This window comes from Streptomyces sp. NPDC059355, from assembly GCF_042752335.1.
Taxonomy (GTDB): Bacteria; Actinomycetota; Actinomycetes; order Streptomycetales; family Streptomycetaceae; genus Streptomyces.
In genome coordinates this window covers 176,563-195,569 of the sequence record NZ_JBHYXN010000011.1, presented here as the reverse complement: position 1 = coordinate 195,569, position 19,007 = coordinate 176,563, and the positions used below count along the sequence as shown (strand labels likewise).

Below are 19,007 nucleotides of genomic sequence, written 5' to 3'. Positions count from 1 at the left end.
ACAACACACCCAGGGCCTGTCCGGCGACCGGACTAGAACACCGGAACCCCGGCGCGGGTCAGCCGCCAGTCCACGGACGCGAACTGCGCCGGGTCGATCGTGCCCTTCGCCTTCACCCACTGGATGATCGTGTTGCGGATCTCCTCCGAATTCGCCCACAGCTGCTTGGCCTGCGGCACGTGCGGGAAGTTCCCGCCGCCCGACGCCCGGTAGTTGTTCACCGCCAGCACGAACCGTGCTGCCGGATCCACCGCCTTGCCCTGGAACGACAGCCCCGAGATCCGCGAACCGGCCGGCTGCGCCACGTCGATGTCGTACGTCACCCCGTACACGGCGTCGTAGTTGTAGTCCGGGATGTTCTCGGCGTTCGTCAGCTTCGCCGGGTCCACCGGGGCGCCCGCGGCCGTCTGCACGTAGTACCGCGCCGAGAACTCCAGGTAGTCCTTCAGCTGCGCACCCGTCAGCAGCCGTGCCTCAAGGGTGTTCTCGAACGGGTACAGGCCCGCCGCATCCTTGATCGTCACCTGCCCGGCCGGTATCGCGGCCGTCCGGGAGAAGCACGACGCCTGCGACAGCACCGGCAGCGCCGCCCACTCCGTACCGGCCAGCGCCCCCTTCACCGTCTCCGCCTGCACATGGCTGATCAGATCGATGATCGCGACGTCCTTGACCGGACCTTCCGCCGAGGACATCGCCTGCGTCGACGTACCGATCACCTGGTTCACGTACGCCACGACCTTGCGGTGCTCGTCCGAGAGCAGCCGGGTGATTTTGGGGTCCTCGGCGGCCGTGTTGGAGTTCAGCACCTGCGCCGACACCTTCGCCACCGACCAGCGGCCCTTCGACCAGGTCAGCTCGAAGTCGAACAGCGTCAGGCGCTGCCCCCACTTCAGCGGCTCGGACAGCACCACGTCCTTGCCGGTCGCCTTGTTCTTCACCCGGTACTCAGGGATCTCCGTGTGCGCGTGCCCCACCAGGATCGCGTCGATCCCCGGCACCTGCTCCGCCACCAGACCCGCCGCGTTCTCGATGTACGGCAGCTGGTCACCGTACGAGGAGGTGCCGCTCGAACCGGAGTGCGCGGACACGATCACCACGTCGGCGCCCATCGAGCGGAGCCTGGGCACGTACTTCGCCGCCTGCTCCTCCAGGCCCGGGAAGGTCATCTTCCCCTGCACGTTGGCCTTGTCCCAGATGGCGATGCCCGGGTTCGTCAGCCCCAGCACCGCCACCTTCACGTCCCGCCCGCAGGGCGTGCGCAGCTTGTGCATGCTGTACGGCGCGAAGGCCGGGCGCAGCGTCTTCGCGTCCAGCGCGTTCGCCCCGAGCAGCGGGAAGTCGCACTGCTCCTCGAACTTGCGGAGCACCGGGATGCCGTAGTTGAACTCGTGGTTCCCGAGCGCGGCCGCGTCGTAGCCGATCGCGTTCATCGCCTGCGCCATCGGGTGGACCGGCCCGCGGCGCGCGGTGATCGGGTCGACCTTCGCGTAGTAGTACGAAAGCTGCGTGCCCTGGATCGTGTCTCCGGCGTCGATCAGCAGGGTGTTGCGGCGCCCCTTCTGTGCGCGCACCTGGTTCACGAGCGTCGAGATCTTCGCGAGGCCGACGTCGTTGTGCGCCTTGTCGTCGAACTCCTTGTCGGTGAAGTAGTCCCAGTTGAAAACGTTTCCGTGCAGGTCGGTCGTACCCATCACCGTGAACGAGTACGTGTGCTGCCGCGCGGTCGCTTCGGCTGCGGCGGCCGGAGTGCCCGCGGCCCCCGTCAGCGCGACGGCCGCACCCGTGGCGGCCGAAGTACCCAGAAACGTCCTACGGTCGAACGCCATGCCATCTCCCCTTGTCGGCGTGAACAACGCGCGTAGATTCTGACCGATGGGTAACAAGGAGCAACACCCCCGCCGGTGCGGATGTCTTGACGCGACACGGTCATGAGCCTTCAATCAAGCATTGAACTAAGGCAGTTGAGGTGAATCCCCCCACTTGAAGTGATGTGATGTCATGGCCATGCGCACCACCTGGCGCCACCGCACCGCACTCGGCGCCCTCGCCCTGCTCTGCTGGAGCGGCCTCGCCGCCCCGCCCGGCGACGCCGCGGAACCCCCCACGGCCGCGGCCGCCGCGGCCGCCGCAGCCACCTTCTCCGACGAGTTCGACGGGCCGGCCGGAGCGGCCGTCGACCCCGGGAAATGGCAGACCGAGACCGGCGACAACGTCAGCAACCACGAACGGCAGTACTACACGGCGGGCAATCGGAACGCCGCCCTCGACGGCCAGGGCCACCTCGTGATCACCGCCCGCCGCGAGAACCCCGGCAACTACGGCTGCTGGTACGGGCGGTGCGAGTACACCTCGGCACGGCTCAACACCGCCGGCCGCTTCACGCAGGCGTACGGACACGTCGAAGCCAGACTCAAGGTCCCGCGGGGCCAGGGGATGTGGCCCGCCTTCTGGATGCTCGGCAACGACCTCGGCCAGGTCGGCTGGCCGGACTCCGGCGAGATCGACGTCATGGAGAACGTCGGGTTCGAACCCTCCACCATCCACGGAACGATCCACGGACCCGGATACTCCGGCTCCGGCGGCATCGGCGCCGCCTACACCCTCCCCGGCGGCCAGGCCTTCGCGGACGCCTTCCACACCTTCGCCGTCGACTGGGCCCCCGACTCCATCAGCTGGTCCGTCGACGGCGCCGTCTACCAGCGCCGCACCCCCGCCGACCTCGGCGGCCGCACCTGGGCCTTCGACAAGCCGTTCTTCCTGATACTCAACCTCGCCGTCGGCGGCTACTGGCCCGGCGACCCCGACGCCGGCACGAGCTTCCCCCAGCAGCTCGTCGTCGACCACGTAAGGGTCACCACCTCCGACACCGGCACCGGCCGCAGCGGCCCGATCACCGGCCTGGCCGGCAAATGCGTCGACGTCGCCGGGGCCAACCCCGCCAACGGCACCCCCGTCCAGCTGTACGACTGCAACGGCACCCCCGCCCAGCAGTGGACGATCGCCGCCGACGGCACCCTGCGCGCCCTCGGCAAATGCCTCGACGTGACCGGCGGCGCCACCGCCGACGGCACGCCCGTACAGCTCTACGACTGCAACGGCAGCCCCGCACAGCGCTGGGCCCTGCCCGCGGCCCGCGACATCGTCAACCCGCAGGCCGACAAATGCCTCGACGTCACCGGCAACAACGCCGCCAACGCGACCCGCCTCCGGATCTGGACCTGCGGCGGCGCCCCCAACCAGAAATGGAACCTCCCGAACTGACGGATGCGGCCATAGCCGCTGTCGTTGCCGCCGGGCCCACGCGCCGATCGGCGCGGGCCCGGCGGCGGAGGCTACGCGCCGGCCGCCCGCCTGATCAGACCCGCCACGGCATCGGGCCGCGACACGTACACGCAATGGCTCGCCGGGACCTCCACCACCGTCGCCCCGATCCGCTCGGCCATCGCCCGCTGCGCCTGCGGCGGGATCATCCGGTCCTCCGTGGACACCAGGTACCAGCTCGGCTTCGACCGCCACGCCGGCTCCGTGACCGCCCCCGTCAGCGCCTCCATGCCCCACGGAAGCTGGGCGTCGGCCATGAACCGGGCCTGCTCGGGCGGCAGATCGCCCGCGAACGACTCCGCGAACCGCTCCCGGTCCAGGAGCAGGAAACCGTCCCGGGGCGGCAGGATCGGCGGCACCGGAGCACCCGGCGGCGGATCGGCGATCAGGCTGTTCACCGACTCGCCCTTGTCGGGAGCGAAGGCGGCGACGTAGACGAGGCTCGCGACCGCGTCGTGACGGCCCGCCTCGCTGATGATCACACCACCGTACGAGTGGCCCACGAGGACCACCGGACCGTCCTGCTCGTCGATGACCTGCCGGGCGGCCGCCACATCGCCCTCCAGCCCCAGCGTGGGGTGCTGGACCACGCTCACGCGGTAGCCCTCGCCCACCAGCCGGTCGTACACCGCCTGCCAGCCCGAGCCGTCCACGAACCCGCCATGGACCAGCACGACGTTTCGGATCGGCGCATCTGCGCTCATTTCCTTCACCTTCGCCTTTGTGTGTCGTGGCCGTTGTTCCGAGCGGGTCGAGGCTAGGGGGGCCCGCGTTCCGGCCGCTTCTGTCAAATGACGTAGAGGGGCGCCGAAGCGACATAAAGTGACAGGGCCTTGGGGGAGGGGGGACATGCTGATCGGACGTGAAGGCGACCTCGAACTGATCCGGGGCTTCGTCGACGATGCCGGAGTCCGCGGCGGCGCCCTCCTGCTGTCCGGGGACGCCGGGGTGGGGAAGAGCGAGCTCCTCGACGCCGCCGCCGCGCACGCCCACGCCGCGGGCACCCGGGTCGTGCGAGCGGCCGGCGTCGAGTTCGAGAGCTCGGTCGGCTTCGCCGGACTCCTCCAGATCCTGCACCCGCTGCTGGGCGGACTGGAAGGGCTCAGCGCCCCGTACCGCGACGCGCTCGGCGTGGCCCTGGGCCTGGAGCACGGCGCGCCACCCCGGCAACTGATGGTGTCGAACGCCGTGTCGGCCCTGCTCGCCCACGCAGGAGCCGAACGCCCGCTGCTCGTCGTCGTCGACGACCTGCCCTGGCTGGACCGGGCCAGCGCCACCGTCATGGGGTTCGCGGCCCGCCGCCTCGGCGGCAGCGGCGACCGCGTCGGCTTCCTCGGCGCGTACCGGTCCGAGGACGGCAGCTTCTTCGACCGCGGCGGCATCACCACCCACCACCTGCGGCCCCTCGGCCCCGCCGCGGCGGAAGAGCTGCTGCGAGAGCGCTTCCCCGCCCTGACACCCCGCGTGCGCACCCGCCTCCTCTCGGAGGCCCGGGGCAACCCCCTGGCGCTGCTGGAGCTGCCCATCGCCCTCGGCCCCACCCGGCGCGCCGCCGCCGCGATCCCCGACGTACTGCCGCTCGGCCGCCGCCTCCAGACGCTCTTCGCGGCCCGCATCGAGGCGCTGCCGCCCACGACCCGGCTGCTGCTCCTGTGCGCCGTCCTCGACGGCACCGGCGACCTCCACACCCTGCAGGCCGCCACCGCCACCGCCACCGGGCCGGGGCCGGGCCGGGGACCGGAACCGGAACCGGAACGGGAACCGGACCCGCCGGCATCGAGGACCTGGCCCACGCGGAGCGCGCAGGACTCGTCTACGTGGACGACACCACCGGCCGGCTGACCTTCCGCCACCCCCTCACCCGCTCGGCCGTCGTGGAACTCTCCACCAGCGACCAGCGCCGCCGCATCCACCGCGCCCTCGCCGAACACACCGCGGACCGGCCCGAACGGCGCGCCTGGCACCTCGCCCAGGCCACCGTCGAACCCGACGAGGACGTCGCCGCCCTCCTCGAACAGACCGCACACGCCGTCCTGCGGCGCGCAGGAGGGCGGCGCCATCGCCGCCCTCCTGCGCGCCGCGGACCTGAGCCCCCGAGGCCGGGACCGCGGGCGCCGCATCGCCGAAGCCGCCTACCTCGGCGCCGACCTCACCGGCGACCTGCGCGACGTGCCCAAGCTCCTCGAAGACGCCCGCCGAGCCGACGGCGGCCGCGCCGGCCCCCTCGTCGCGGCCGTCGCCGCCGCCCACCACCTCCTGCTCAGCGGCGAAGGCGACCTCGACACGGCCCACCGCCTCCTCACCGGCGCCATCGACATGCAGCACCGGCCGTACGACGCCACCGACCCCACCATGACCGACGCGCTCTACACCCTCGCCTGGGTCTGCCACGGAGCGCAGCGCCCCGAGCTGTGGAAACCGCTCGACCGGGCGGTCGCCCTGCTGACACCCCACGTCCCCGACCGGGTGGCCCTCACCCTCGCCACCATCGGCGACCCCGCCCGCACCGCACCCTCCGCACTCGGCCTCCTGGACGATGCCATCGCCACCCTCGACCGGGAAGCGGACCCCGTCCGCGTCATCCGCACCGCGATGGCCGCCGTGTACGTCGACCGGCTGGCCGACTGCCGCACGGCGTTACGGCGCATCCTGCGCGACGGGCGCGACACCAGCGCCGTCACCCTCGAACTCCAGGGCCTGGTCTTCCTGAGCCGCGACTGCTTCGCGGCGGGCGAATGGGACCAGCTCGACGAACAGACCGAGCAGGGACGACGGCTCAGCGCGGCCCACAGCTACCAGCTGCTCACCGTGGACTACCTCTACCAGCGCGCACTGGTCGCCGCCGCGCGCGGGGACACCGCCACCACCCGGGCCCTCACCGACGAGATGACCCTCTGGGCCGTGCCCCGCCGCGTCGGCTTCGCCCTCTCCGGCGCCTCCCACGCCAAAGCCCTCGCCGCACTCGGCCAGGGGCGGTACGAAGAGGCCTACCGCCACGCGACCGCGGTCAGCCCCGCCGGCGAACTCGCCTCCCACGTCCCCACGGCCCTCTTCCTCGTCATGGACCTCGTCGAAGCCGCCGTCAGGACCGGCCGCCGGACCGAAGCGGCGGCCCACGTCACCGCCGTACGGGAGGCGGGCATCGCCGCCATCTCGGCACGGCTCGCCATGACCGTCGAGGCGGCGGCCGCGCTCACCGCCCGTGGCCCACAGGCACGCGAACTGTTCGAGAGAGCGCTCTCCACGCCCGGCACCGACCGCTGGCCCTTCGAGCGCGCCCGCGTCCGGCTCGCGTACGGAGAACACCTCCGCCGGGCACGGGCCGCAACCGACGCCCGCACCCACCTCGCCGACGCACTCGACACCTTCCGGCGCCTCGGCGCCCGCCCCTGGGCCGCCCGCGCCGCGGGCGAACTCCGCGCGACGGGACGGTCCGCAGGACGGACCGCGGAACACGCCGACGAGCTCGGACCCGCCTCACTCACGCCCCGGCAACGGGAAATCGCCCAGCTCGCCGCCGCCGGCCACACCAACAAACACATCGGGGAAAGGCTCCACCTCTCCCCGCGCACCGTCTCCACCCACCTCCACCAACTCTTCCCCAAACTCGGCATCACCTCCCGAGCCGCCCTCCGCGACGCGCTGGCAGAACTCGAACGACACACCCCGGACGACAATGCGACAGTGAAACCATGACCCAGGACTCCGCACACCAGCCCTACGGAACCCCCGAAGTCCCCCGCGTCGCCGTCCGCGGCGAAGCCCGCCTCGAAGTCGATCCCGAAATCGCCCGCATCGGCATCACCGTCACCGCCCGCGGCACCGACCGGCGCACCGCACTCGAAGACCTCACGCGCCGCAACAACACCGTCCTCGAGCTCGTCAAGAGCTACGGCGACGCCGTGGAGAAACTCGAAACCGGCGCCTTCTCCATCAACCCGGAACTCACCCGCCACGGCCGCGCCGAACGCATCCGCGCCTACCACGGCAGCGTCCACGTCACCGCCGAACTCAGCGACTTCACCGCCCTCGGCGAACTCACCACCCGCCTCGCCGACCTCGAACTCACCAGCGTCGACGGCCCCTGGTGGGCCCTGCGCCCCACCTCGCCCGCCCACGGCGAAGCCCGCCGTCAAGCCGTACTCGAAGCCGTCCAGCGCGCCCGCGAATACGCCACCGCCCTCGGCGCCGACCTCGCCGCCCTCGTCGAACTCGCCGACCTCGGCGCCGAGAACGCCGTCCCGGCCTACCCGCAGGCAGCCCCAGGCGGCGGCATGCGCACCATGGCCTTCAGCGCCTCCGAGGACACCGCCCCGCCGCTCGACCTCGAACCCCAGCGCCAGACCGTCCACGCCCAGGTGAACGCCCGCTTCACCATGACCCCTCCCCGGCTGTGAACGCCTCCGCCCCGGCGGGCGCGTGGACCCTGGAGAGCCTGCGCGCCGACCACGCCTGCGCCCTCCTCGATTTCGAACGGCGGAACCGGGCCTACTTCGCCCGCACCGTCCCCGACCGCGGCGACGCGTACTTCGCCGAGTTCGCCGACCGCCACCGCGCCCTGCTCGCCGAGCAGGAGACCGGTCTGTCCCGGTTCCACGTCCTCGTCACCCGGCAGGGCGACCTGGCCGGCCGCGTCAACCTCGTGGACATCGAGGACGGCAGCGCCGAACTCGGCTACCGCATCGGCGAGAGCGCCGCCGGCCGGGGCCTGGCGACCGCCGCCGTCGCCGAGATCTGCCGCGTCGCGCACTCCGCCCACGGGCTCTCGCGGCTCATCGCCGTCACCACCCTGGACAACCCGGGCTCCATGGCCGTGCTCCGGCGCAACGGATTCACCCAGGTCGAGACCATGACCATCGACGGCCGGCCGGGCGTCCGCCACGAGCGCCCGCTGACCCCCGCCGACTGATCGAAAACACGTATCGGCAGGACCCCCGGGGGTGCTCATCAGAGCACCCCCATGCACATTCAACAATTGTCAACAACCTTTTGCCCAACGGTTGTTGAGTGGTCACCCGGAACCAATTTCCTACTGCCTGGTAGGGGCATACGCTCGCCCCATGCGCCGAGCAAAAATCGTATGTACCCTGGGCCCCGCCACCGACTCATACGACCAGATCAAAGCCCTGGTCGAAGCCGGAATGGACATCGCCCGCCTCAACCTCAGCCACGGCACCTACGCCGAACACGAGGAGCGCTACCAGCGCGTACGCAAAGCCTCCGACGAAACCGGCCGCAGCGTCGGCGTCCTCGCGGACCTTCAAGGCCCGAAGATCCGCCTCGGCCGCTTCACCGAAGGCCCCGTACTCCTTGAACGCGGCGACGAATTCACCATCACCGTCGAAGACCTCGAAGGCGACCGCCACACCTGCGGAACCACCTACAAGGGCCTCGCCGCCGACGTCACCACCGGCGAACGCATCCTCGTCGACGACGGCCGCGTGACCCTCGAAGTCACCGGCGTCGACGGTCCCCGCGTCCACACCCTCGTCATCGAGGGCGGCATGGTCTCCGACCACAAGGGACTCAACCTCCCCGGCGTCGCCGTCTCCGTCCCCGCCCTCTCCGAGAAGGACATCGAAGACCTCCGCTGGGCCCTGCGCACCGGCGCCGACGTCATCGCCCTCTCCTTCGTCCGCAGCGGCCGGGACATCGAAGACGTCCACCGCGTCATGGACGAGGAAGGCCGCCGCCTCCCCGTCATCGCGAAGATCGAAAAGCCGCAGGCCGTCGAGAACATCGACGACATCGTCGCCGCCTTCGACGGCATCATGGTCGCCCGCGGCGACCTCGGCGTCGAAATGCCCCTGGAACAGGTCCCGATCGTCCAGAAGCGCGCCGTCAAGCTGGCCAAGCGCAACGCCAAGCCGGTCATCGTCGCGACCCAGATGCTCGACTCGATGATCGACAACTCCCGGCCCACCCGCGCCGAAGCCTCCGACGTGGCCAACGCCATCATCGACGGCACGGACGCGGTCATGCTGTCCGGGGAGACGAGCGTCGGCAAATACCCGGTCGAGACCGTGAAGACGATGTCCCGGATCGTGGAGGCGGCCGAAGAGGACATCCTCGCCAAGGGCCTCCCGCCGCTCACCGAACGCAGCAAGCCCCGCACCCAGGGCGGAGCCGTCGCCCGCGCGGCCGCCGAAATGGGCGACTTCCTCGGCGCCAAATTCCTGATCGCCTTCACCCAGAGCGGCGACACCGTCCGCCGCCTCTCCCGCTACCGCTCACCCATCCCCCTCCTCGCCTTCACCCCCGACCCGGCGACCCGCTCCCAGCTGAACCTGACCTGGGGCGTCGAAACGTTCCTGGGCCCCCACGTCGACTCCACCGACGCGATGGTCGCCCAGGTCGAGGAAGAACTCCTGCGCATCGGCCGCTGCGTACGCGGTGACGTCGTCGTCATCACCGCCGGCTCGCCCCCCGGGGTCACCGGCTCCACCAACCTGGTCCGCGTCCACCACATCGGCGACCCGGTCCACTGACGCCGCGCTTCTCCTCCCCGCGTCGGGCCCCGTCCGCCCGACGCGGCCACGGCGTGCACCGCTGCCTAGTACTTGGGCCCGATGTGCGCGTCCATGAGCGCGACGGAGCCCTTGCGGGCGACGGAGACGTTGTACGGCTGCCCATGGCGCGTGCAGTTCGTCCAGACGACTCCGAGTCGATCGAGCGTGTCCGTGAACAGCCTCCGGATGTCGTCGGAGACGTTGGTGAACCAGTAGCGGGGGTACTCGTACCGTTTCCCGTTGCGCACGGTCCAGTTGGTCAACCGGCATCCGTCCGAGTGGATCAAACCCCGGACGAACTCCCAGGGGTGCTGATCCACGATCTCTTGCTGCCAGGGCTCAAGGGCTATGACGCGCTCGTGTTTCCTGCCGGGGCCGTGCTGCGGGAACATGCAGGGCAGGTGGGTCGAGTAGACCTTGATGTTGTGGGCCCCTTTCACGCGGACCCTGCACGTCGCATGGCGGGGGAACACCGCCTTGAGCGCCGCTTCGGCCTCGTCCTGGATGCCGGGCCATCGGTCGTCGAGGGTGATCATGAGGCTCCAGGTCCTGTGCCCGGAGTAGCGGCTGACATGGCCGTCGCCCAGATAGAGGCCGAGCAGGTACGCGTACGCGGGGCGGTTCAACGGCACACCGTCACACCGGGCACAATCCCGGGCGCGCCGCCCCGGGCACTCGCCGCGTGTGGCGCGGTCCTTGTGCTTCCAATAGCCGACGGTGCCGAGGGGGACGTTCAGCTGCCGGGCCACGTCGGCGTTCTTGGCTCCGCCACGCAAGAGGGAGAGGGCCGTTTGCCGTATTTCGAGGCTATGGAACTCCATGGATCAACTGTGCGTGACCGATCATGACCGGGCGCGACAAAAAGCGGACGTTCACGCGAAGGTGAACGTCCGCTTTTCGGACAAGTGCCGGGTGCGGGATTCGAACCCGCACGTCCTTTCGGACAGATGTGTTTGAGACATCAGCGTCTGCCATTCCGCCAACCCGGCAAGGTCGCTGGTCGGAGTGTACCCGGTGACCATCCTCGACTTCAGCTAGGTAGGCTCATCTAGCATCACCGCCCCGCACCGAGGAGCCATCGTGACCGCCGAGCACGAGTCGACGCCCACGCCCGACGCCGACCAGTCGCACGTTCCGCCGCTGACGACGCGCGTCGTCATCGCCGAGGACGAGGCGCTCATCCGTCTCGACCTGAAAGAGATGCTCGAGGAAGAGGGGTACTCCGTCGTCGGCGAGGCCGGGGACGGGCAGACGGCCGTCGAGCTCGCGCGGGAGCACCGGCCCGACCTGGTCATCCTCGATGTGAAGATGCCCGTCCTGGACGGCATCTCCGCGGCCGAGAAGATCGCGGAGGAGTCCATCGCCCCCGTGCTCATGCTGACGGCGTTCTCGCAGCGCGACCTCGTCGAGCGGGCGCGGGACGCCGGGGCCATGGCGTACCTGGTGAAGCCGTTCAGCAAGAGCGACGTCGTGCCGGCCATCGAGATGGCCGTGTCGCGGTTCGCGGAGTTGAAGGCGCTGGAGAAGGAGGTCGCGGACCTCTCGCTCCGGCTGGAGACCCGCAAGCTCGTGGACCGGGCCAAGAGCATCCTGCAGACGCAGTACGGGCTGAGCGAGCCGGCCGCGTTCCGGTGGATCCAGAAGACGTCCATGGACCGTCGCATGTCCATGCAGCAGGTGGCCGAGGCGGTCATCGAGGACGCCGAGGAGAAGAGGAACGCCGCGAAGTAGTCCGTGCGTACGCGAGAGGCCCGCCACCGTTCCCGGTGGCGGGCCTCTCGTGTGTGAGGGGATCAGTCCTCGCCGAGGTAGGCCTTGCGGACGTCCTCGTTGTGCAGGAGCTCCTGGCCGGAGCCGCTGAGCACGATCTTGCCGATCTCCATCACGTGGGCCTGGTCGGCCAGCGAGAGGGCGGCCTGGGCGTTCTGCTCGACGAGCAGGATGGTGGTGCCCGTGGACTTGAGCTCGGCGATGGTCGCCATGATCTTCTGCATCATGAGGGGCGAGAGGCCCATGGAGGGCTCGTCCAGCATGAGCAGCTTGGGGCGGGACATGAGCGCCCGGCCCATGGCGAGCATCTGCTGCTCACCGCCCGAGAGGGTGCCGGCGGCCTGCTTTCGGCGTTCGCCCAGGATGGGGAACATCTCGTAGGCGCGCTGGACGTCCTTCTCGATGCCCTCCTTGTCGGTGCGCAGGAACGCGCCGAGCTGGAGGTTCTCGGCGATCGTCAGCCGGGGGAAGATGTGGCGTCCCTCGGGGGAGTGGGCCAGGCCCAGGGAGACGATCTTGTGGGCGGGGACCTGCGCGAGCGGCTTGCCGTCGAAGACGACGGTGCCGCCGACCGGCTTGAGGAGGCCGGAGAGGGTGCGCAGGGTGGTGGTCTTGCCGGCGCCGTTGGTGCCGACGAGGCAGACGATCTCGCCCTCGTTGACCTCGAACGAGATGCCCTTGACGGCTTCGATCTTGCCGTAGGCGACCTTGAGGTCCTTGACCTCGAGCAGTGCGGTCACTTGGCCTCTCCGTCCGTGCTGGTGGTGCTGTCCGGGGCCGCGGCCGACTCGGCGTCCGCGGCCGGCTCGGCGTCCGCGGCCGGCTCGGCGTCCGGCTCCGCGTCGGCCGCGGCTTCCGCCGGTGCCTCCGCCTCGGCCGGTGCATCGGCTTCCGCCGGTGCCTCCGCGTCGGCTTCGGTCTCCGTCTCGACCGCCGCGTGCTCCTCGGCGGCTTCGACCTCGGCGACCTCGGCGATCGCGGCCGCCTCGGCCGCGCCCGGGTCGCCCTCGAAGGGCTCTCCGAGGTAGGCGGCGATGACGCGCTCGTCGCCCTGGACCTCGGCCGCGGTGCCCTCGATGAGCTTCTCGCCCTGGACGAGACAGGCCACGCGGTCGCAGAGGTTGAAGATGAAGCGCATGTCGTGCTCGATGACGAGTACGGCGATGCCCATGTCCCGGATGGCGAAGATGAGCTCTTCGGCCGCGCGGGTCTCCTGCGGGTTCATGCCGGCGGTCGGCTCGTCCAGGAGGATGAGGCCGGGGTCGCTGGCGAGGGCGCGGGCGATCTCGAGCTTGCGCTGCTCGCCGTAGGGGAGGTTCTTGGCGAGGTGCTGGGCCTTCTTCTCCAGGCCGATGAACGCCAGGAGCTCCATCGCCCGTGCCTCGCTGGCGGCTTCGGCCTTCTTGAAGCCGGGGCCGCGCAGGAGGGCGGACCAGAGGCCTTCCTTGGTGCGGGTGTGGCGTCCGACGAGGACGTTCTCCAGCACCGTCATGTTGTGGAAGAGCCGGATGTTCTGGAAGGTGCGGGCGATGCCGGCGCTGGTGACCAGGTGCGGCTTGGGCGGCAGGACCGTGCCCTTGTAGCTGACGGTTCCCTCGGTGGGGACGTACAGCCCGGTCAGGCAGTTGAAGAAGGTGGTCTTGCCGGCGCCGTTGGGGCCGATGAGTCCGACGATCTCGCCCGCGTTGACCTTGAGGTCCACGCCCTTGACGGCGGTGAGGCCGCCGAAGCGCATGGTGACGCCGCTGGCTTCGAGGACCGTGGTCGCCGTGGTGGTGTCTGTGGTGGTGGTCATGGTGTTCACGCACCCGCCTTGGCGGTGGCCAGGTCCGTGGGGGCCTGGTCAGTCGTCTCTTCGTCGTGGTACTCGAGCTGCGCGCGCTTGTTGGCGATGAGACCTTCGGGGCGGAAGCGCATGAGCAGGATGAGGGCGATGCCGAACGCGAGGAGCTGGTAGTCCTGGAGGAAGGCCAGCTTCGCCGGGATCAGGAACAGCAGCGCGGCGCCGAGGATGGGGCCGCGGATGGTGCCCATGCCGCCGAGGATGACGGCGGCGAGGAGGAACGCGGAGTTCGGCGGGACGGGCCCGGCGAAGACGTAGTTCTCGGGGACGACCGTGCTGTTGACGTGTGCCTGCACCGTGCCGGCGAGGCCGGCGAGGGTGGCGCCGAGGGCGAAGGCGATGAGCTTGACCTTGAAGCCGTTGATGCCCATGGCTTCGGCGGCCGTCTCGTCCTCGCGGATGGCGACCCAGGCGCGGCCGATGCGGCTGTTGCCGGCACGGGCGAAGACCAGGATGACGAGCGCCATCACGAGCAGCATCAGGAAGTAGTAGTTGGCGTAGGCGCCGAGGACGATGCCGCCGACGGTGTGCGACTCCCCGAAGTTCCACCCGAAGAGTTCGAGGTGGGGGATGTTCGGGATGCCGTTGGGGCCGTTGGTGATGTCCGGGCCGGAGGTGCCGTCGAGGTTGCCCATGGCGATGCGGAAGATTTCTCCGAAGCCGAGGGTGACGATGGCGAGGTAGTCGCCGCGCAGGCGCAGGGTCGGGGCTCCGATGACCACGCCGAAGATCAGCGAGGCGAGGGCGCCGACGATGACGGCCGCCCAGAAGGGGAGCTGGAAGCCGAAGGCGGAGGCAGTGCTTCCGGAGACCAGGGCCGCTGCGTAGGCGCCGACGCCGAGGAAGGCGACGTAACCGAGGTCGAGGAGGCCCGCGAGGCCGACGACGACGTTGAGGCCGAGGGCGACGGTCGCGAAGATCAGGATGTTCACCGCGATGAGCGTGTACGTGTCGCCGCTCTGCTGGATGAACGGGAAGGTGATCGCGACGGCCGCGCTGCCGATCAGGGTGACCTGACGGTTCTTCGCGGTGATGGCGCTGAACCGGTCGAGGAGGCCCGACTTGAGCAGGGCGAGGGCTGCGGCGCCGACGGTGATCAGGTAGGCGACGAAGAGCTGAGGCTCCTTGTCGTCGGTGTCGATGCCGTAGGTGACGACGTAGAGGCCGAGGGCGAAGACGCCGACGATGATGAGGATTTCGGCCCAGGACGGCAGCTTCTTGGCGGGGGCCGCCTTGCGGGTGTCGTCGGGGAGCTTGAGCGAGGCGAGGGCCGGGACGAGCGAGCCGACGAAGGCGGCGTAGGCGCCGGGTTCGAGGTGGACGACACCGCCGAGGACGACGGTGATCGAGACGACCGTGAATCCGGTGGCCAGGAAGTTGCCCACGGCCAGGAACTCGATGGCCTTGCGGGAGCCCGTGGGGGCGAGCCAGCCGAGGCCCTTCACGCCCAGCGCGGAGAGCGCGTAGACGAGGGTGAGGACGGCTCCTGCGAGGCTGACGAACTGGATGGGGGCCGGGCTGCCGTAGTAGGTGAGGTCACCGGGGAACTCGGCGGTCCAGGTCCAGGCGAGGAAGGTGCTGACGATCGTCAGCAGGCTTCCGCCGATGACCGTGTAGAGCAGTGCGGTGCGGGAGACGGCACCGGTGCCGGCGGCGGTGGCTTCGCCCTCGAGGGGGAGAGTGGCTTCGTTGGTCATGGTTCTCACGCCCGATCCGCGACGCGCTCACCGAGCAGGCCTTGTGGCCGCACGAGGAGGACGACGATGAGGAGTACGAACGCCCAGACGTTGGACCAGGCTCCACCGCCGAGCTGCGACATGCCGGGGATGTCTTCGATGTAAGCGATCGACAGGGCCTCGGCGAGGCCGAGGACGACGCCGCCCACCATGGCTCCGTAGATGTTGCCGATGCCGCCGAGGACGGCCGCGGTGAACGCCTTGAGGCCGAGGATGAAGCCCATCTCGAAGTTGATCTGACCCTTGTCGAGGCCGTAGGCGACGGCGGCGACGGCGGCGAACGCGGCACCGATGGCGAAGGCCATGACGATGATGCGGTCGGTGTTGATGCCCATCAGCTTCGCGGTGTCCGGGTCCTGCGCGGTGGCCTGCATGGCGCGGCCGCTGCGGCTCTTCTGGACGAAGATGCCGAGGGCGAGCATGCAGAGCGGGGCGAGGATGAGGACGAAGAGGTCCGCGCGCTGGATGGCCAGGCTGTCGGTGATCTTGAAGGCTTCACCCTTGAACTCGGGGAAGCTGACGGCCTTCTTGGCATCCGGGTAGAACTGCCAGACGAGCTGCTGCAGCGCGATCGAGAGGCCGATTGCGGTGATGAGGGGGGCGAGCCGGGGAGCGCTGCGCAGGGGACGGTACGCGAAGCGTTCGGCTGCGGTGGCTACGGCGACGGAGGCGAGTGCGCCTCCGACGATCATGACGGGTATCGCGATCAGCAGGGAGGTGCCGGTCGGGAGTGCGGCGTAGGCGGTGAGCGCGCCGAAGCCGCCGATCATGAAGATCTCGCCGTGGGCGAAGTTGATGAGCTGGACGATGCCGTAGACCATGGTGTACCCGATGGCTATGAGGCCATAAAGGGCACCGAGGGCAAGGCCGTTGGCCAGCTGTTGCGGCAGTTCGTGCACCGCAGGGCCTCCGATGAGCGTGTCGGATAAGACTCCGCGCGAGGGCGCTGTTGCGCCCTCGCGCGGTGGGTTTGGTTCAGGTGCGGCTGGTAATGCGGGGGTCCTGCGGGATTACTGGTTGAACGTGTCGCTCTTGACGTCGATCCACTTGCCGCCCTCGACCTTGTAGACCGTGAGCTGCTTGTTGGTGGTGTCGCCGTACTCGTCGAAGGCGACCTTGCCGGTCACACCCTCGAAGGACACCTTGCCGAGAGCCTCGACGACCTTGGCGCGGGCGTCGGTGGGGAGCTTGCCACCGTTGGCGGCGACGACGGCCTTGACGGCCTGGACGACGGACCAGCCGGCGTCGTAGGAGTAGCCGCCGTAAGCCGCGTAGGGGTCCTTGTAGCCGCCGGCCTGGTAGTCGGCGATGAAGGTCTTGGCGGTGGGCAGCTTCTCGACCGGGTAGCCGATCGAGGTGGAGAGGTCGCCCTCGTTGGCCTCGCCGGAGGCGGTGATGAAGGCGGGGTCCTGGATGCCGTCGCCGCCCATGAGCGGGATGTTGGCTCCGGCCTTCTTGACCTGGTCGGCGAGGAGGCCGCCCTCGGGGTACTGGCCGCCGAAGTAGACGGAGTCGGCGCCGGAGGCCTTGACCTTGTCGGCGGTGGAGGAGAAGTCGGTCTCCTTCACGGTGACGTGGTCGGTGCCGACGACCTCGCCGCCGAGCTTCTTGAACTCGTCGGAGAAGATCGCGGCGAGACCGGCGCCGTAGGTCTGCTTGTCGTCGACGACGAAGACCTTCTTCTTGCCGGCGTCCTTGAAGAGGTACTGGGCGGCGAACTTGCCCTGGACCACGTCGGTGGCGGCGGTGCGGAAGTAGGTCTTGAAGGGGCGCTTGAACTCGCCCTTGCCCCAGTTGTCGCCCTGGCTGAGCGCGGGGTTGGTGTTGGCGGGGGAGACCTGCGCCAGGTTGGCGGAGGCGAAGACACCCTGCATCTGCTGCGCGACGCCGGAGTTCAGCGGGCCGACGACGCCGACGACGTCCTTGTTGCCGACGAGCTTGGTGGCGTTGGCCTGGCCGGAGGCGGGGACCGCCTGGTCGTCGAGGGCTTCGACCTTGAACTCGATACCGGGGACCTCGTTGTTCTTGTTGGCCGTCTTGGCCGCGAGGTCTACCGAGTTCTTGATGCCCTGGCCGAGCGCGGAGAGCGAGCCGGTGAGCGGGGCGTCCACGCCGATGACGACGACGGTCTTGGAGCCGTCGGCCTTGTCCCCGCCGGTCTTGGCCTCATTGCGCGATCCGCAGGCGGTGAGGGTCAGTGCTCCCGTGGTGATCACGGTGGTGAGGACGAGCAAAGAACGGTGTCGCACGATTCTTCCTTTCCCTGGCGCGGCCGCCTCAGATGAGGTGCCGTTGGGTCGCCGGGCCGCACTGGGATGTCCACGGCCGTGCCGGGTTGCGCCCTGTGGCGCGGTGACTGGCCGTGACTCTAGGCCGAGGTGGCGAGTGCGGGGAGCGGGGAAAGGAGGATGTGACTGTCTTGTTATGCCGAGGCCAAGAATGTGTGGCGGGAGTGCGGACAATTCGGACGTTTAACCACTTCGGGGAATGTCCGCATGGTGAGAATTCCCCGTTCCCCTAAGGGGCTTGAGGGGTCCATGCTCCTGTCATTGATCAAAAGGGCAAGAATGTCGCTGACCGTGTCCGGAAGAATCCGGCGGGTTGCATTCCGCGGGGGTAAAACGGGATTCTGTGGGGCGTCGGCATTACTGTGGGTAATTTCTCCCCTTGATCCACTTCAGGTGGATGGATCTTGGTCAGGGGTGCGGCAGGCTTCCGACCTGCGGATCGGGTCCGCGCCGCAGGGCGCCCGGAAGTCGGACAGCGTGCGCGGGATTCCGGTCATCCGGGCGGGCTCGGAGGCCGCCAGTTCTCGGAGCTCCAGGTTGCCCCGTTCTGTTCGGCGCAGCGCTGTGCGGTGAGCCGGTCGGCGAGCTCAAGTGCCTTGTCCAGACCGGCAGTTCGCTCCTCGGCGCGACCTGCGGCCACGACTTCCTCGTGGATCTTGTACTGGTCGTTGGACATGCCCTTCTGCTCCCAGTCGAGCCCGGCCCACTTTCCGCCCTTGAGGGCCTCCTTCGCCCAGTAGGACACCAGGCTCGTGCAGATCTGGGCGGGCGAGGAAGGGCTGGAAACGGGCGTTGGCGTGGTCCGCGGGGCGGGTGGGGCGGATGTGGAGCATCCGGACAGGGTGAGTGCCGCCAGGAGTGCGGCGGCACCACAGCGGGCCGCGGTGCGTGGCTGGGTCCCCATGAAGGGAAGGTAGGCCGTCACCTTCGGTGACACAACAGTCGTTGCTGTGCCGGGTGCGGACTGGCGGATTCCGGGTGGTTGCCGGGCCCGTACGCGCCGCAGGCCCGGGTCCGGCCCCTCGGCGGGGGCGGGATCCGGGCCTGCGGAGGCTCTTCGCGGGCGGGTCAGGCCCTGGCGGCGGGGTCCGCGTCGCGCAGCAGGCAGGTCAGGCGGGCGGTGCACACGCGCCGGTCCTGCTCGTCGCTGATGACGATCTCGTACGTGGCGGTGGAGCGGCCGCGGTGTACGGGGCTGGCGACGCCGGTGACCAGGCCGGAGCGCGCACCGCGGTGGTGGGTGCAGTTCAGGTCCACGCCGACGGCGATCTTGTTGATGCCGCCGTGCATCATGGCGCCGACCGAGCCGAGGGTCTCGGCGAGCACGGCCGAGGCGCCGCCGTGCAGCAGCCCGTACGGCTGGGTGTTGCCCTCGACGGGCATGGTGGCGACGACGCGCTCCGCCGAGGCCTCCAGGATGCGGATGTCCATCCGCTCGCCGAGGTGGCCCGCCGAGAACAGCGAGGGCAGGTCGATGCCCAGGGCCGTGTACTCGTCGAGGACCTCCTGCGGGAACTTCACAGCGTGCTGCTCGCCCATG

At 69.7% G+C, this 19,007-nt stretch carries 17 protein-coding genes and 1 tRNA gene; 7 read left to right on the top strand and 11 right to left on the bottom strand.

The genetic code is table 11. The annotated features are described in order from the left end of the window. Window positions 1-32 precede the first annotated feature (32 nt). Window positions 33-1,826 (bottom strand): bifunctional metallophosphatase/5'-nucleotidase, encoded by a 1,794-nt coding sequence (locus ACFXGI_RS14005; protein ID WP_384705716.1) that lies wholly within the window; start codon window positions 1,824-1,826, stop codon window positions 33-35. Between the two features lie 172 nt (window positions 1,827-1,998). Here ACFXGI_RS14005 and ACFXGI_RS14000 point away from each other — a divergent pair, with 172 nt between their 5' ends. Continuing rightward, a complete protein-coding gene (locus ACFXGI_RS14000; RefSeq protein WP_384705714.1) occupies window positions 1,999-3,261 on the top strand; it encodes a ricin-type beta-trefoil lectin domain protein in 1,263 nt (420 codons plus the stop codon). A 71-nt stretch (window positions 3,262-3,332) separates the two neighbouring features. On the opposite strand, the gene ACFXGI_RS13995 is transcribed toward ACFXGI_RS14000, so the two are convergent. Next, window positions 3,333-4,025: an alpha/beta fold hydrolase gene (locus tag ACFXGI_RS13995; protein WP_384705712.1), complete on the bottom strand. Its 693-nt coding sequence runs from the start codon at window positions 4,023-4,025 to the stop codon at window positions 3,333-3,335. Window positions 4,026-4,170: 145 nt separating this feature from the next. On the opposite strand from ACFXGI_RS13995, the gene ACFXGI_RS13990 reads away from it, so the two are divergent. The 5 genes from ACFXGI_RS13990 (at window position 4,171) to pyk (ending at window position 9,809) form a co-directional block, all read left to right on the top strand. After that, window positions 4,171-5,163, top strand: coding sequence for an AAA family ATPase (locus ACFXGI_RS13990; protein ID WP_384705710.1), 993 nt, complete (start codon window positions 4,171-4,173; stop codon window positions 5,161-5,163). Between the two features lie 327 nt (window positions 5,164-5,490). Next, a complete protein-coding gene (locus ACFXGI_RS13985) occupies window positions 5,491-7,017 on the top strand; it encodes a LuxR C-terminal-related transcriptional regulator (protein WP_384705708.1) in 1,527 nt (508 codons plus the stop codon). Next, on the top strand, window positions 7,014-7,718 hold the full coding sequence (locus ACFXGI_RS13980) for an SIMPL domain-containing protein (RefSeq protein ID WP_384705706.1): 705 nt from the start codon (window positions 7,014-7,016) through the stop codon (window positions 7,716-7,718). Before ACFXGI_RS13985 ends, ACFXGI_RS13980 begins: the two co-directional genes overlap by 4 nt. Then, a complete protein-coding gene (locus tag ACFXGI_RS13975; protein ID WP_384705704.1) occupies window positions 7,715-8,230 on the top strand; it encodes a GNAT family N-acetyltransferase in 516 nt (171 codons plus the stop codon). The genes ACFXGI_RS13980 and ACFXGI_RS13975 overlap by 4 nt, the downstream gene beginning before the upstream one ends. Before the next feature lie 151 nt (window positions 8,231-8,381). Then, window positions 8,382-9,809, top strand: a complete 1,428-nt coding sequence (gene pyk / locus ACFXGI_RS13970; RefSeq protein WP_030858845.1) for a pyruvate kinase — start codon at window positions 8,382-8,384, stop codon at window positions 9,807-9,809. A 65-nt stretch (window positions 9,810-9,874) separates the two neighbouring features. On the opposite strand, the gene ACFXGI_RS13965 is transcribed toward pyk, so the two are convergent. Both ACFXGI_RS13965 and ACFXGI_RS13960 read right to left on the bottom strand, forming a co-directional pair. Beyond that, window positions 9,875-10,651 (bottom strand): helix-turn-helix domain-containing protein, encoded by a 777-nt coding sequence (locus tag ACFXGI_RS13965; RefSeq protein ID WP_384705702.1) that lies wholly within the window; start codon window positions 10,649-10,651, stop codon window positions 9,875-9,877. Between the two features lie 85 nt (window positions 10,652-10,736). Beyond that, a tRNA-Leu gene (locus tag ACFXGI_RS13960) sits at window positions 10,737-10,819 on the bottom strand. A gap of 91 nt (window positions 10,820-10,910) precedes the next feature. Between ACFXGI_RS13960 and ACFXGI_RS13955 the strand changes: the two genes are divergently transcribed. After that, window positions 10,911-11,561, top strand: a complete 651-nt coding sequence (locus ACFXGI_RS13955) for an ANTAR domain-containing response regulator (protein ID WP_384705700.1) — start codon at window positions 10,911-10,913, stop codon at window positions 11,559-11,561. A gap of 62 nt (window positions 11,562-11,623) precedes the next feature. Here ACFXGI_RS13955 and ACFXGI_RS13950 read toward each other — a convergent pair whose 3' ends face one another. The 7 genes from ACFXGI_RS13950 to ACFXGI_RS13920 form a co-directional block, all read right to left on the bottom strand. After that, window positions 11,624-12,340 (bottom strand): ABC transporter ATP-binding protein, encoded by a 717-nt coding sequence (locus tag ACFXGI_RS13950; RefSeq protein WP_030858849.1) that lies wholly within the window; start codon window positions 12,338-12,340, stop codon window positions 11,624-11,626. Continuing rightward, a complete protein-coding gene (locus ACFXGI_RS13945; RefSeq protein WP_384705697.1) occupies window positions 12,337-13,395 on the bottom strand; it encodes an ABC transporter ATP-binding protein in 1,059 nt (352 codons plus the stop codon). The genes ACFXGI_RS13950 and ACFXGI_RS13945 overlap by 4 nt, the downstream gene beginning before the upstream one ends. A 5-nt stretch (window positions 13,396-13,400) precedes the next feature. Next, the gene (locus tag ACFXGI_RS13940; RefSeq protein WP_384705695.1) at window positions 13,401-15,140 is read right to left on the bottom strand and encodes a branched-chain amino acid ABC transporter permease; all 1,740 of its coding nucleotides are present in this window, start codon (window positions 15,138-15,140) and stop codon (window positions 13,401-13,403) included. A gap of 5 nt (window positions 15,141-15,145) precedes the next feature. Next, the gene (locus ACFXGI_RS13935; protein WP_030155821.1) at window positions 15,146-16,078 is read right to left on the bottom strand and encodes a branched-chain amino acid ABC transporter permease; all 933 of its coding nucleotides are present in this window, start codon (window positions 16,076-16,078) and stop codon (window positions 15,146-15,148) included. 111 nt (window positions 16,079-16,189) lie between these two features. After that, window positions 16,190-17,428 (bottom strand): branched-chain amino acid ABC transporter substrate-binding protein, encoded by a 1,239-nt coding sequence (locus ACFXGI_RS13930; RefSeq protein ID WP_384705693.1) that lies wholly within the window; start codon window positions 17,426-17,428, stop codon window positions 16,190-16,192. Between the two features lie 532 nt (window positions 17,429-17,960). Then, window positions 17,961-18,371, bottom strand: coding sequence for a hypothetical protein (locus ACFXGI_RS13925; RefSeq protein ID WP_384705691.1), 411 nt, complete (start codon window positions 18,369-18,371; stop codon window positions 17,961-17,963). Window positions 18,372-18,535: 164 nt separating this feature from the next. Then, on the bottom strand, window positions 18,536-19,006 hold the full coding sequence (locus tag ACFXGI_RS13920) for a PaaI family thioesterase (protein WP_384705689.1): 471 nt from the start codon (window positions 19,004-19,006) through the stop codon (window positions 18,536-18,538). Window position 19,007 lies beyond the last annotated feature (1 nt).

What these genes read in the sequence shown, in the direction of transcription:
- ACFXGI_RS13965 (WP_384705702.1), bottom strand. Translation starts at nt 10,651, where the DNA reads ATGGAGTTCCATAGCCTCGAAATACGGCAAACGGCCCTCTCCCTCTTG.
- ACFXGI_RS13990 (WP_384705710.1), top strand. Translation starts at nt 4,171, where the DNA reads ATGCTGATCGGACGTGAAGGCGACCTCGAACTGATCCGGGGCTTCGTC.
- ACFXGI_RS13925 (WP_384705691.1), bottom strand. Translation starts at nt 18,371, where the DNA reads ATGGGGACCCAGCCACGCACCGCGGCCCGCTGTGGTGCCGCCGCACTC.
- ACFXGI_RS13980 (WP_384705706.1), top strand. Translation starts at nt 7,014, where the DNA reads ATGACCCAGGACTCCGCACACCAGCCCTACGGAACCCCCGAAGTCCCC.
- ACFXGI_RS14000 (WP_384705714.1), top strand. Translation starts at nt 1,999, where the DNA reads ATGGCCATGCGCACCACCTGGCGCCACCGCACCGCACTCGGCGCCCTC.
- pyk (WP_030858845.1), top strand. Translation starts at nt 8,382, where the DNA reads ATGCGCCGAGCAAAAATCGTATGTACCCTGGGCCCCGCCACCGACTCA.
- ACFXGI_RS13920 (WP_384705689.1), bottom strand. Translation starts at nt 19,006, where the DNA reads ATGGGCGAGCAGCACGCTGTGAAGTTCCCGCAGGAGGTCCTCGACGAG.
- ACFXGI_RS14005 (WP_384705716.1), bottom strand. Translation starts at nt 1,826, where the DNA reads ATGGCGTTCGACCGTAGGACGTTTCTGGGTACTTCGGCCGCCACGGGT.
- ACFXGI_RS13995 (WP_384705712.1), bottom strand. Translation starts at nt 4,025, where the DNA reads ATGAGCGCAGATGCGCCGATCCGAAACGTCGTGCTGGTCCATGGCGGG.
- ACFXGI_RS13940 (WP_384705695.1), bottom strand. Translation starts at nt 15,140, where the DNA reads ATGACCAACGAAGCCACTCTCCCCCTCGAGGGCGAAGCCACCGCCGCC.
- ACFXGI_RS13945 (WP_384705697.1), bottom strand. Translation starts at nt 13,395, where the DNA reads ATGACCACCACCACAGACACCACCACGGCGACCACGGTCCTCGAAGCC.